8 protein-coding genes, 1 tRNA gene and 1 pseudogene are annotated in these 12,949 nt (G+C 63.7%); all 10 read left to right on the top strand.

Going from position 1 to position 12,949, the window contains the following annotated elements; genetic code table 11:
• A pseudogene (locus O0K41_RS20690) lies at positions 1–77 on the top strand (elongation factor Tu); the annotation flags it as partial.
• A gap of 103 nt (positions 78–180) precedes the next feature.
• A tRNA-Trp gene (locus O0K41_RS20685) sits at positions 181–256 on the top strand.
• Between the two features lie 49 nt (positions 257–305).
• Positions 306–719, top strand: coding sequence for a preprotein translocase subunit SecE (secE, locus tag O0K41_RS20680; RefSeq protein WP_005408202.1), 414 nt, complete (start codon positions 306–308; stop codon positions 717–719).
• A gap of 10 nt (positions 720–729) precedes the next feature.
• A complete protein-coding gene (nusG, locus tag O0K41_RS20675) occupies positions 730–1,290 on the top strand; it encodes a transcription termination/antitermination protein NusG (RefSeq protein WP_004154362.1) in 561 nt (186 codons plus the stop codon).
• A gap of 286 nt (positions 1,291–1,576) precedes the next feature.
• Positions 1,577–2,005 carry a 50S ribosomal protein L11 gene (gene rplK, locus O0K41_RS20670; protein ID WP_004145248.1) on the top strand — a complete coding sequence of 143 codons (429 nt, stop codon included), beginning with the start codon at positions 1,577–1,579 and terminating at the stop codon, positions 2,003–2,005.
• A 4-nt stretch (positions 2,006–2,009) separates the two neighbouring features.
• The gene (gene rplA / locus O0K41_RS20665) at positions 2,010–2,708 is read left to right on the top strand and encodes a 50S ribosomal protein L1 (RefSeq protein WP_004154350.1); all 699 of its coding nucleotides are present in this window, start codon (positions 2,010–2,012) and stop codon (positions 2,706–2,708) included.
• Positions 2,709–3,095: 387 nt separating this feature from the next.
• Positions 3,096–3,632: a 50S ribosomal protein L10 gene (gene rplJ, locus O0K41_RS20660; protein ID WP_005408203.1), complete on the top strand. Its 537-nt coding sequence runs from the start codon at positions 3,096–3,098 to the stop codon at positions 3,630–3,632.
• 63 nt (positions 3,633–3,695) lie between these two features.
• The gene (rplL, locus tag O0K41_RS20655; protein ID WP_049403868.1) at positions 3,696–4,064 is read left to right on the top strand and encodes a 50S ribosomal protein L7/L12; all 369 of its coding nucleotides are present in this window, start codon (positions 3,696–3,698) and stop codon (positions 4,062–4,064) included.
• A gap of 363 nt (positions 4,065–4,427) precedes the next feature.
• Positions 4,428–8,582 (top strand): DNA-directed RNA polymerase subunit beta, encoded by a 4,155-nt coding sequence (gene rpoB / locus O0K41_RS20650; RefSeq protein ID WP_005408205.1) that lies wholly within the window; start codon positions 4,428–4,430, stop codon positions 8,580–8,582.
• A 99-nt stretch (positions 8,583–8,681) separates the two neighbouring features.
• On the top strand, positions 8,682–12,902 hold the full coding sequence (rpoC, locus tag O0K41_RS20645) for a DNA-directed RNA polymerase subunit beta' (RefSeq protein WP_005412340.1): 4,221 nt from the start codon (positions 8,682–8,684) through the stop codon (positions 12,900–12,902).
• The last annotated feature ends 47 nt before the right edge of the window (positions 12,903–12,949 follow it).

Below are 12,949 nucleotides of genomic sequence, written 5' to 3'. Positions count from 1 at the left end.
ACGAAGGCCTGCGCTTCGCCATCCGCGAAGGCGGCCGTACCGTCGGCGCCGGCGTGGTCTCGAAGATCATCGAGTAAGCCTGCAGTACCGGTGGTTGCATAGCGCCGCCGGTTACGCGAATGGCGGGCCGGGAACCTCGGTCCGCCTTCGCCGTCTAAGGGAAGGCAAGTTTCAACACGTACGCCAGTAGCTCAATTGGCAGAGCAGCGGTCTCCAAAACCGCAGGTTGGGGGTTCGAGTCCCTCCTGGCGTGCCATCTGCCCACCTTATCCAGCGGCCTGGGCCGCTAAAGCAGACACAGCCGGATGAATAGCAAGATCGAACACTCCAAGGACAACTCCGCCAACGGCGGGGATATCGTCAAGTACGTCGCCGCATCGCTGCTGGTGCTGGCCGGTCTGTTCGTCTGGTTCTGGTTCTCCGCCGACTCCGGTCGCGCCACCCAGCTGGGTGCGTGGGCGGGTCAGCTGCGTGCGTTGGCGGTCGTGGTCGGTCTGGTTGGCGGTATCGGCGTGTTCATGCTGACCGGCAAGGGGCGCGACACCCGCGAATTCCTCTCCGAGTCGCGCTTCGAACTGCGCAAGGTGGTCTGGCCGACGCGCCAGGAAGCCATCCGCATGACCTGGGTCGTGATGGTGGTGGTGACCATTCTCAGTCTGTTGCTGGGTGGGTTCGATTACGTCATTCAGTGGCTGGTTCAGTTGTTCCTGAGCCGCTAAGGAGAATTGCATGAAGCGTTGGTACGTCGTTCACGCCTATTCGGGCTTCGAGAAGTCGGTGGCGCAGGCTCTGCGCGATCGCATCGTCCGTGACGGCATGGAAGAGCGCTTCGGCGATGTCCTGGTCCCGACCGAAGAAGTGGTCGAGATGCGCGCTGGCCAGAAGCGCCGTTCCGAGCGCAAGTTCTTCCCGGGTTACGTGCTGGTCCAGATCGAGACCCACGAAGAAGCCGGTATCCCGCGCATCGACAACGAAAGCTGGCACCTGGTCAAGGAAACCCCGCGCGTGATGGGCTTCATCGGCGGCACCGCCGACCGTCCGCTGCCGATTGCCGATTCCGAGGCTGAAGCCATCCTGAACCGCGTTCAGGAAGGTGTCGAGAAGCCGCGTCCGAAGGTGCTGTTCGAGCCGGGCCAGATGGTCCGCGTCACCGACGGCCCGTTCAACGATTTCAATGGCGTCGTCGAAGAGGTCAACTACGAGAAGAGCCGTCTGCGCGTCTCGGTGCTGATCTTCGGTCGTGCCACTCCGGTCGAACTCGAGTTCGGCCAGGTCGAAAAGGCCGTCTGATCCAGCTGTAGAGTCGAGCTTGCTCGACTTTGCTGATCGGTCGAGCAAGCTCGACTCTACGGAACCAGGAACCGGGCCTTGCCCGGTTTCGTCCGTTTATGTGCTGCTTCAGGCATGTGAAGAAAAAACCTGATATAGTGCGCGGCTCCCCGCTGGGAAGCCAGCAGGACGAGGCCGCCGCAAGGTGGCCTTCAGCATGATTTCAAAACGCGATGCCGGGACGCGTGATTCCCGGTCCGATGGGGAGCCTGTTGTCGAAAGGCGCTAGCACCCGGAGAGTACTCACATGGCAAAGAAAGTTGTCGGTTACATCAAGCTGCAGGTGAAGGCCGGTCAGGCCAACCCCTCGCCGCCGGTCGGTCCTGCGCTGGGTCAGCGCGGTCTGAACATCATGGAATTCTGCAAGGCGTTCAACGCTGCCACGCAGAAGCTCGAGCCGGGTCTGCCGGTTCCGGTGATCATCACGGCCTACTCGGACCGTACGTTCACCTTCATCACCAAGAGCACCCCGGCCACCACCCTGCTGAAGAAGGCCGCTGGCATCTCGTCGGGCTCCAAGCGCCCGAACACCGAGAAGGTCGGCAAGGTCACCCGTAAGCAGCTGGAAGAGATCGCCAAGGCGAAGGAACCGGATCTGACTGCCGCCGATCTGGACGCCGCCGTGCGTACCATCGCTGGCTCTGCCCGTTCCATGGGCCTCGTGGTGGAGGGTTAATAAGATGGCACAGACCAAGCGTGAGAAGGCCATCAAGGCCGCCGTCGTTCCGGGCAAGGCATACGCCTTCGAGGACGCGATCAACATCCTGAAGAGCGCCACCAAGGCCAAGTTCGTCGAGTCGATCGACGTCGCTGTGCGCCTGGGCGTCGATGCGAAGAAGTCCGACCAGCAGGTCCGTGGCTCCACCGTGCTGCCGGCCGGTACCGGCAAGTCGGTCCGCGTCGCCGTGTTCGCTCCGGCCGGAGCCAAGGCTGATGAAGCCCTGGCCGCTGGCGCCGAAGCCGTCGGTATGGATGATCTGGCCGAGAAGATGCAGGCCGGCGATCTGAACTACGACGTCGTCATCGCGACCCCGGACGCCATGCGCGTCGTCGGTAAGCTGGGCACCGTGCTGGGTCCGCGCGGCCTGATGCCGAACCCGAAGGTCGGCACCGTTTCCCCGAACCCGGGTGAAGCCGTGAAGAACGCCAAGTCGGGTCAGGTCCGTTACCGCACCGACAAGGCCGGCATCATCCACTGCACCATCGGCAAGGCCGACTTCGCCGAAGACGCGCTGAAGTCGAACCTGACCGCGCTGCTGCTGGACCTGATCAAGGCCAAGCCGGCCACCTCGAAGGGCACCTACCTGCAGAAGGTTTCGGTCAGCTCGACGATGGGCCCGGGCGTCACCGTCGACCAGTCGTCGCTGACCCTGAAGTAATTGTTTCAAGCGGTCACGGTACCTTCGGTGCCGTGACCGTGACATTTGAAGGCATCGTTGGCAGTGCATCGCCCGCGGTAGCCGTCAAAGACCGCAGGCGCGGTCGTGGCAATACCGGCGACGGGCACGGAAGCTCGATCTGGCAAGGAGTCGCCGCCGGAGCAGTCATGAGCGCTTAATTGATTCCCCGGAATCACCCTGCGTAGATGGTGCCCTTCTGGAGTTTTTCTGGTTCACGCACGTCTGGGATTTCCCAGGTTGGCCCACTCCAGGTCTAGAACGGCCCACCCCCGGAACATCATCCCGATGTTCCCGGCGTCCAGGACGGATGCCGCACAGGACCGCACACGGCAGGAGCCGTAAGCGGAGTTCAATAGGAGGAGTGCAATGGCTCTCAATCTGTCCCAGAAGCAAGAAGTAGTCGCCGAGCTGGCAGACGTCGCCGCCAAGGCCCACTCCTTGATCGCAGCCGAATACGCTGGCACCACGGTCGCCCAGATGACCGCGATGCGCAAGCAGGCTCGTGAAACCGGTGTTTTCTTGAAGGTTGTCAAGAACACCCTGGCTTCGCGCGCCGTTGAAGGCACCGAGTTCGCAGTCGCCCAGGACCAGATGGTTGGTCCGCTGCTGTACGCGTTCTCGCTCGAGGAGCCCGGCGCTGCCGGTCGCCTGATCAAGGAAGCCGCCAAGGGCAACGACAAGCTGAAGGCTAAGGTCGTCGCCATCGGTGGCGAAGTGTTCCCGGCAAGCCACGTCGACGTGCTGGCCTCGCTGCCGACCCGCGACCAGGCCCTGGCCATGCTGGCCCGCGTCCTGACCGAGCCGGTCACGATGTTTGCCCGCGCCATCAAGGCCGTTGGCGAGAAGCAGGGTGGTGGCGACGTCGCCGCCGACGCTGCCGAACCGGCCGCCGAGACCGCCTGAGTTTCGACTTACCGTGGTTCCTGACGGAACCTCAACCCAGAAAATCATCCAAAGGTATTAATCATGTCCCTTACCAACGAACAGATCGTCGACGCCATCGCCGAGAAGTCCCTGATGGAAGTGATGGAGCTGGTCAAGGCCATCGAAGAGAAGTTCGGCGTCTCCGCCGCTGCTCCGGTCGCCGTGGCTGTCAACGCCGGCCCGGCCGTTGCCGCTGAAGAGCAGACCGAGTTCACTGTCACCCTGAAGTCGGCCGGCGACAAGAAGGTCGAAGTCATCAAGGCCGTCCGCGCCATCACCGGCCTGGGCCTGAAGGAAGCGAAGGACCTGGCCGAAGCCGGTGGCGTCCTGAAGGAAGGCGCTTCGAAGGAAGACGCCGAGAAGATGAAGAAGGACCTGGAAGCTGCTGGCGCGACTGTCGAAGTCAAGTAAGCAGTTACCTTGCATCGTCACCGATTCACGGCGATGCAGCCAAGGCTGGGGGCGTAAGCCCCCGGCCTTTGGTCGTTGTTGCGGTGTCGGTAGAGTCGACTGTTAGTCGACTGCTGTGAAGGAAGTCGACTAACAGTCGACTCTACCGTTTCAAATGCAGCAAAAAGCCCAACACGGGCTGCAGTCAAACCCCGCCGGCCAGCGCAGTGCGCGGCAGCAGGGGCGTGGTAGCAGACGAGTTGGCAGTTGGAAGTAGCGGGAGAAGGCGTGCTGGTGCCGGCAATACCAGCGACTTCCAACTGACAATTTCAAGTTCCCTTCGGATCGTGGGCGCACGATCCGCACAACAAGGTGGAAGACCTCATGACGTCCTATTCGTTCACCGAAAAAAAGCGTATCCGCAAGGATTTCGGCAAGCAGCGCTCGATTCTCGAAGTGCCGTTCCTGCTCGCCATCCAGGTGGATTCCTATCGTGAATTCCTGCAGGAAAACGTCGATCCGGCCAAGCGCACGGACCACGGCCTGCATGCTGCGCTGAAGTCGGTCTTCCCGATCGCCAGCTACAGCGGCAACGCTGCCCTGGAATACGTCGGCTACAAGCTGGGCGAACCGGTCTTCGACGAGCGCGAGTGCCGCCAGCGTGGCATGAGCTACGGCGCCCCGCTGCGCGTGACCGTGCGCCTGGTGATCTACGACCGTGAGTCGTCGACCAAGGCCATCAAGTACGTGAAGGAGCAGGAGGTCTATCTGGGCGAAATCCCGCTGATGACCGAGAACGGCACCTTCATCGTCAACGGCACCGAGCGCGTCATCGTCTCGCAGCTGCACCGCTCGCCGGGCGTGTTCTTCGACCACGATCGTGGCAAGACCCACAGCTCGGGCAAGCTGCTGTACAGCGCCCGCATCATTCCTTACCGCGGCTCCTGGCTGGACTTCGAGTTCGACCCGAAGGACGCGCTGTTCACCCGTATCGACCGTCGCCGCAAGCTGCCGGTGTCGATCCTGCTGCGCGCGCTCGGCTACAGCAACGAAGAGATGCTGGCCGAGTTCTTCGAGATCAACACCTTCCACATCAACCCGGATGAAGGCGTCCAGCTGGAGCTGGTGCCGGAGCGCCTGCGTGGCGAAACCCTGGGCTTCGACCTCGCCGACGGCGACAAGGTCATCGTGGAAGCCGGCAAGCGCATCACCGCGCGCCACATCAAGCAGCTGGAAGCTTCGGGCATCGCCGCCCTGGCCGTGCCGGACGACTACATCGTCGGCCGCATCCTGTCGCACGACGTGGTTGACGCCTCGACCGGCGAACTGCTGGCCCAGGCCAATGACGAGATCACCGACGAGCAGCTGCAGGCCTTCCGCAAGGCCGGTGTGGATGCCGTGGGCACCCTGTGGGTGAACGATCTGGATCGTGGCCCGTACCTGTCCAACACCCTGCGCATCGACCCGACCAAGACCCAGCTGGAAGCCCTGGTCGAGATCTACCGCATGATGCGTCCGGGCGAGCCGCCGACCAAGGACGCTGCGCAGAACCTGTTCCACAACCTGTTCTTTACCTTCGAGCGCTACGACCTGTCCGCGGTCGGCCGCATGAAGTTCAACCGCCGCGTGGGCCGCAAGGAAACCACCGGCGAAGCCGTGCTGTACGACAGCAAGTACTTCGGTGAGCGCAACGACGAAGAGTCCAAGCGCCTGGTCGCCGCCCACGGCGACAGCTCCGACATCCTGGACGTGATCAAGGTCCTGACCGAGATCCGCAACGGTCGCGGCGTGGTCGACGATATCGACCACCTGGGCAACCGTCGCGTGCGTTCGGTCGGCGAAATGGCCGAAAACGTGTTCCGCGTCGGCCTGGTCCGCGTCGAGCGCGCGGTCAAGGAGCGCCTGTCGATGGCCGAGTCCGAAGGCCTGACCCCGCAGGAGCTGATCAACGCCAAGCCGGTTGCCGCTGCCATCAAGGAGTTCTTCGGCTCCTCGCAGCTGTCGCAGTTCATGGACCAGAACAACCCGCTGTCGGAAGTGACCCACAAGCGTCGCGTCTCGGCCCTGGGCCCGGGCGGCCTGACCCGTGAGCGCGCCGGCTTCGAAGTGCGCGACGTGCACCCGACCCATTACGGCCGCGTCTGCACCATCGAAACCCCGGAAGGCCCGAACATCGGCCTGATCAATTCGCTGGCCGTGTACGCCCGCACCAACCAGTACGGTTTCCTCGAGACTCCGTACCGCAAGGTCGTGGACGGCAAGGTCTATGACGAAGTCGAGTTCCTGTCGGCGATCGAAGAAAACGAGTACGTCATTGCGCAGGCCAACGCGCTGACCGATGCCAAGGGCACCCTGACCGAGCAGTTCGTTCCGTGCCGCTTCCAGGGCGAATCGCTGCTGAAGCCGCCGGCGGAAGTCCACTTCATGGACGTCTCGCCGATGCAGACCGTGTCGATCGCGGCCGCGCTGGTTCCGTTCCTGGAGCACGATGACGCGAACCGCGCACTGATGGGCGCCAACATGCAGCGTCAGGCGGTGCCGACCCTGCGTGCGCAGAAGCCGCTGGTCGGTACCGGCATCGAGCGCGCCGTGGCGCGTGACTCCGGTGTGACCGTGAACGCCCGCCGTGGTGGCGAGATCGTGCAGATCGACGCGGCCCGCATCGTGGTCAAGGTCAACGAGGAAGAGATCGTTGGCGCCACCGATGCAGGCGTGGACATCTACAACCTGGTCAAGTACACCCGTTCGAACCAGAACACCTGCATCAACCAGCGTCCGCTGGTCCAGGTGGGTGACGTCATCGCCCGCGGCGACGTGCTGGCCGACGGTCCGTCCACCGACATCGGCGAACTGGCCCTGGGCCAGAACATGCTGATCGCGTTCATGCCGTGGAACGGCTACAACTTCGAAGACTCCATCCTGCTCTCCGAGCGCGTGGTGGAAGAGGATCGTTACACCACGATCCACATCGAAGAGCTGACCTGCGTCGCGCGTGACACCAAGCTGGGGCCGGAGGAAATCTCCGCCGACATCCCGAATGTCTCCGAGCAGGCGCTGAACCGCCTGGACGAGAGCGGCGTGGTGTACATCGGTGCGGAAGTCCGCGCCGGCGACATCATGGTCGGCAAGGTCACCCCGAAGGGCGAAAGCCAGCTGACCCCGGAAGAGAAGCTGCTGCGCGCGATCTTCGGCGAGAAGGCTTCGGACGTTAAGGACAGCTCGCTGCGCGTTCCGCCGGGCATGGACGGCACCGTCATCGACGTGCAGGTCTTCACCCGCGACGGCATCGAGAAGGACAAGCGCGCCCGCCAGATCGAAGAGTCTGAAATCAAGCGCGTCAAGAAGGACTTCGACGACCAGTTCCGCATCCTGGAAGCCGCCATCTACATGCGTCTGCGTTCGCAGATCGTGGGCAAGGTGGTCAACGGTGGCGCTGGCCTGAAGAAGGGTGACGTGATCACCGACGCCTTCCTGGACGGCCTGAAGAAGGCTGACTGGTTCGCCCTGCGCATGAAGGACGAGGACGCTTCGGAAGCCATCGAGCGCGCGCAGAAGCAGATCCAGGCGCACGAGAAGGAATTCGAGCGTCGCTTCGCCGACAAGCGCGGCAAGATCACCGCCGGTGACGACCTCGCCCCGGGCGTGCTGAAGATGGTCAAGGTGTTCCTGGCCGTGAAGCGCCGCATCCAGCCGGGCGACAAGATGGCAGGCCGCCACGGTAACAAGGGTGTGGTCTCCAACGTGGTGCCGGTCGAGGACATGCCGTACATGGCCTCGGGCGAAACCGTGGACATCGTGCTGAACCCGCTGGGCGTGCCGTCGCGTATGAACATCGGCCAGATCCTGGAAGTGCACCTGGGCTGGGCGGCCAAGGGCCTGGGCCGCAAGATCCAGGCGATGATGGAAGCCCAGGCGGCGGTTGCCGACCTGCGCAAGTTCCTGGACGACATCTACAACCACGACGACACCAACGTGGCCAACCGTGTCGACCTGTCGCAGTTCAGCGACGAGGAACTGCTGCGTCTGGCCCGTAACCTCACCGACGGCGTGCCGATGGCCACCCCGGTGTTCGACGGTGCCACCGAAGCGGAAATCAAGCGCATGCTGGAACTGGCCGACCTGCCGAGCAGTGGCCAGACCCAGCTGTACGACGGCCGCACCGGTGAAGCGTTCGATCGCCACACCACCGTCGGTTATATGCACTACCTGAAGCTGAACCACCTGGTCGACGACAAGATGCACGCCCGTTCGACCGGTCCGTACTCGCTCGTCACCCAGCAGCCGCTGGGCGGCAAGGCGCAGTTCGGCGGCCAGCGCTTCGGTGAAATGGAAGTCTGGGCGCTGGAAGCCTACGGCGCGGCCTACACCCTGCAGGAAATGCTGACGGTGAAGTCCGATGACGTGCAGGGCCGCAACCAGATGTACAAGAACATCGTCGACGGTGAGCACGAGATGGTCGCGGGCATGCCGGAATCCTTCAACGTGCTCGTGAAGGAAATCCGCTCGCTGGCCATCAACATGGAACTGGAAGACAACTGATCCATGCCGGCGCGGCGGCCAACGCCGCCCCCCCCCCCCCCCCCGCTGGCAGTGAACTGAAAGCCCATCGACACAGCATTCCTCCTTCTGGAGAACACCATGAAAGACCTGCTCAACCTCTTCAACCAGCAGCGCCAGACGCTGGACTTCGACGCGATCAAGATCGCGCTGGCTTCGCCGGACCTGATCCGTTCGTGGTCCTTCGGCGAAGTGAAGAAGCCGGAAACCATCAACTACCGTACCTTCAAGCCGGAACGCGACGGCCTGTTCTGCGCCGCCATCTTCGGCCCGGTGAAGGACTACGAGTGCCTGTGCGGCAAGTACAAGCGCATGAAGCACCGCGGCGTGGTCTGCGAAAAGTGCGGTACCGAAGTGACCCTGGCCAAGGTGCGCCGCGAGCGCATGGGCCACATCGACCTGGCCTCGCCGGTCGCGCACATCTGGTTCCTGAAGTCGCTGCCGTCGCGCATCGGCCTGATGCTGGACATGACCCTGCGCGACATCGAGCGCGTGCTGTACTTCGAAGCCTACGTGGTGACCGAGCCGGGCCTGACCGCCCTGGAGCGCCGCCAGCTGCTGACCGAGGAACAGTACCTGCAGGCCCGCCAGGAGCACGGTGACGACTTCGACGCCGCGATGGGCGCCGAGGCCGTGTACGAACTGCTGCGCACGATCGACCTGCAGTCGGAAATGACCCGCCTGCGCGAGGAAATCGCCGCTACCGGTTCGGAAACCAAGCTCAAGCGCCTCACCAAGCGCATCAAGCTGATCGAAGCCTTCCTGGAATCGGGCAACCGTCCGGAATGGATGGTCATGACCGTGCTGCCGGTGCTGCCGCCGGACCTGCGTCCGCTGGTCCCGCTGGATGGCGGCCGCTTCGCGACCTCCGACCTGAACGACCTGTACCGCCGCGTCATCAACCGCAACAACCGCCTGCGCCGCCTGCTCGAACTGAGCGCGCCGGACATCATCGTGCGCAATGAAAAGCGCATGCTGCAGGAGTCGGTCGATGCGCTGCTGGACAACGGCCGTCGTGGCCGTGCCATCACCGGCACCAACAAGCGCCCGCTGAAGTCGCTGGCCGACATGATCAAGGGCAAGCAGGGTCGCTTCCGCCAGAACCTGCTCGGCAAGCGCGTCGACTACTCGGGCCGTTCGGTCATCGTGGTCGGCCCGTACCTGCGCCTGCACCAGTGCGGCCTGCCGAAGAAGATGGCGCTCGAGCTGTTCAAGCCGTTCGTCTTCGCCAAGCTGCAGCGTCGTGGCCTGGCCACCACCATCAAGGCCGCCAAGAAGCTGGTCGAGCGCGAAGAAGCCGAAGTCTGGGACATCCTGGAAGAGGTCATTCGCGAGCATCCGGTGATGCTGAACCGTGCGCCGACCCTGCACCGCCTGGGCATCCAGGCGTTCGAGCCGGTGCTCATCGAAGGCAAGGCCATCCAGCTGCACCCGCTGGTCTGCACCGCGTTCAACGCCGACTTCGACGGTGACCAGATGGCGGTCCACGTGCCGCTCTCGCTGGAAGCCCAGCTGGAAGCGCGTGCGCTGATGATGTCGACCAACAACATCCTGTCGCCGGCCAACGGCGAGCCGATCATCGTGCCGTCGCAGGACGTCGTGCTGGGTCTGTACTACATGACCCGCTCGCTGGAAAACAAGAAGGGCGAGGGCATGGCCTTCGCCAACATCGCCGAAGTGAAGCGTGCCTACGACAACCGCGTGGTGGAACTGCACGCGCGCGTCAAGGTCCGCATCACCGAAGTGGTGACCGACGAAGACGGCAACAAGCAGAACAAGACCTCGATCGTGGACACCACGATCGGTCGCGCCCTGCTGGCTGAAATCCTGCCGGAAGGCCTGCCGTTCGCGCTGGCCAACACCGAGCTGACCAAGAAGAACATCAGCCGCCTGATCAACTCCAGCTACCGTCAGCTGGGCCTGAAGGACACGGTCGTGTTCGCCGACAAGCTGATGTACACCGGCTTCGCCTACGCGACCCGCGCCGGCGTCTCGATCGGCATCGACGACATGCTGATCCCGGACGAGAAGAAGGGCATCCTCACCGAGGCCGAAGCCGAAGTGCTGGAAATCCAGGAGCAGTACCAGTCGGGCCTGGTCACCGCCGGCGAGCGCTACAACAAGGTGGTCGACATCTGGTCGCGCACCAACGAGCGCATCGCCAAGGCGATGATGGACACCATCGGTACCGAGAAGGTGGTCAATGCCAAGGGTGAGACCATCGACCAGAAGTCGATGAACTCGCTGTACATCATGGCCGACTCCGGTGCGCGTGGTTCGCAGGCGCAGATCCGTCAGCTGGCCGGCATGCGTGGCCTGATGGCCCGCCCGGACGGCTCGATCATCGAGACGCCCATCAAGGCGAACTTCCGCGAAGGCCTGAACGTGCAGGAGTACTTCAACTCCACCCACGGTGCCCGTAAGGGTCTGGCCGATACCGCGCTGAAGACCGCGAACTCGGGTTACCTGACCCGTCGTCTGGTCGACGTGGCACAGGACGTGGTGATCACCGAGGTGGATTGCGGTACCACCGAAGGCCTGATCATGACCCCGATCGTGGAAGGCGGCGACGTGGTCGAGCCGCTGAAGGACCGCGTGCTGGGTCGCGTGGTTGCCGAGGACGTGTTCCTGCCGGGCAACGACGAAGATCCGATCGTCACCCGCAACACCCTGCTGGACGAAGCCTGGGTTGCCAAGCTGGAAGACGCCGGCGTGCAGACCATCAAGGTCCGCTCGACCATCTCCTGCGAATCGGCCTTCGGCGTCTGCTCGCGCTGCTACGGCCGCGACCTGGCCCGTGGCCACCTGGTCAACATCGGTGAAGCGGTCGGCGTCATCGCCGCCCAGTCCATCGGTGAGCCGGGTACCCAGCTGACCATGCGTACGTTCCACATCGGTGGTGCGGCGTCGCGAGCTGCTGCGGTCGACAACATCACCGTCAAGACCACCGGCTCGGTCAAGTTCAGCAACCTCAAGTCGGTCGAGCATGCCAACGGCTCGCTGGTGGCAGTGTCGCGCTCGGGCGAAATCTCGGTGCTCGATGCCCACGGCCGTGAGCGTGAGCGTTACAAGCTGCCGTACGGTGCGACCATCACGTCCAAGGACGGTGATGCGATCAAGGCTGGCCAGACCGTGGCCAACTGGGATCCGCATAACCACCCGATCGTGTCGGAAGTGGCCGGCTTCATCCGCTTCATCGACTTCGTCGACGGCATCACCGTCATCGAGAAGACCGACGAGCTGACCGGCCTGGCGTCGCGCGAAATCACCGATCCGAAGCGTCGTGGTACCCAGGCCAAGGACCTGCGCCCGATCGTGCGCATCGTCGACGCCAAGGGCAACGACCTGTCGATTCCGGGCACCGACCTGCCGGCGCAGTACCTGCTGCCGCCGCGCTCGATCGTCAACCTGCAGGACGGCGCTGCCGTCGGCGTGGGTGACGTGGTCGCCAAGATCCCGCAGGAAGCGTCGAAGACCCGCGACATCACCGGTGGTCTGCCGCGCGTGGCCGATCTGTTCGAAGCGCGCAAGCCGAAGGATCCGGCGGTGCTGGCCGAGCGTTCGGGCATCATCAGCTTCGGCAAGGACACCAAGGGCAAGCAGCGCCTGATCATCAAGGACACCGATGGTTCGGAGCACGAAGAGCTGATCCCGAAGTACCGCCAGGTCATCGTGTTCGAAGGCGAGCATGTCACCAAGGGTGAAACCATCGTGGACGGCGAGCCGAGCCCGCAGGACATCCTGCGCCTGCTGGGTGTCGAACCGCTGGCCGCCTACCTGGTGAAGGAAATCCAGGACGTGTACCGCCTGCAGGGCGTGAAGATCAACGACAAGCACATCGAGGTGATCACCCGCCAGATGCTGCGCAAGGTCGAGATCACCGACCAGGGCAGCAGCAAGTTCCTGAACGGCGAACAGGTGGAGCGCCAGCGCGTTATCGAGGAGAATGCCCGCCTTGCAGCCCGCAATGAGCTGCCGGCGCACTTCGATCCGGTCCTGCTGGGTATCACCAAGGCCTCGCTGGCGACCGAATCGTTCATCTCGGCCGCGTCGTTCCAGGAAACCACCCGCGTGCTGACCGAAGCGGCCGTCCGCGGCACCTCGGACAACCTGCGTGGCCTGAAGGAAAACGTCATCGTGGGTCGCCTGATTCCGGCCGGTACCGGCCTGGCGTACCACAGCAACCGCCGTCGCGGCGCTTCCGGCCTCACCGAGTCGGAAATGCAGACCCTTGCCGGCACCCCGGCCGCGGTCGAGGCACCGGTGGTTGAAGCCGAAGCTGAACAGGCCTCGGAAGACTGAAACACGGGTCCGGCCTCAGGGCCGGACCACCCGGGCGGGGGGGGTGG

Origin of the sequence: Stenotrophomonas sp. Sm2128 (assembly GCF_030985535.1) — a bacterium.
Lineage (GTDB): Bacteria > Pseudomonadota > Gammaproteobacteria > Xanthomonadales > Xanthomonadaceae > Stenotrophomonas > Stenotrophomonas maltophilia.
Note: the sequence above shows the minus strand (reverse complement) of the source record. Positions and strands in the feature narration are given on the sequence as shown.

Bases quoted from the DNA above. Each gene is read 5' to 3' on its own strand.
- secE (WP_005408202.1), top strand. From the start codon at position 306: ATGAATAGCAAGATCGAACACTCCAAGGACAACTCCGCCAACGGCGGG.
- nusG (WP_004154362.1), top strand. From the start codon at position 730: ATGAAGCGTTGGTACGTCGTTCACGCCTATTCGGGCTTCGAGAAGTCG.
- rplK (WP_004145248.1), top strand. From the start codon at position 1,577: ATGGCAAAGAAAGTTGTCGGTTACATCAAGCTGCAGGTGAAGGCCGGT.
- rplA (WP_004154350.1), top strand. From the start codon at position 2,010: ATGGCACAGACCAAGCGTGAGAAGGCCATCAAGGCCGCCGTCGTTCCG.
- rplJ (WP_005408203.1), top strand. From the start codon at position 3,096: ATGGCTCTCAATCTGTCCCAGAAGCAAGAAGTAGTCGCCGAGCTGGCA.
- rplL (WP_049403868.1), top strand. From the start codon at position 3,696: ATGTCCCTTACCAACGAACAGATCGTCGACGCCATCGCCGAGAAGTCC.
- rpoB (WP_005408205.1), top strand. From the start codon at position 4,428: ATGACGTCCTATTCGTTCACCGAAAAAAAGCGTATCCGCAAGGATTTC.
- rpoC (WP_005412340.1), top strand. From the start codon at position 8,682: ATGAAAGACCTGCTCAACCTCTTCAACCAGCAGCGCCAGACGCTGGAC.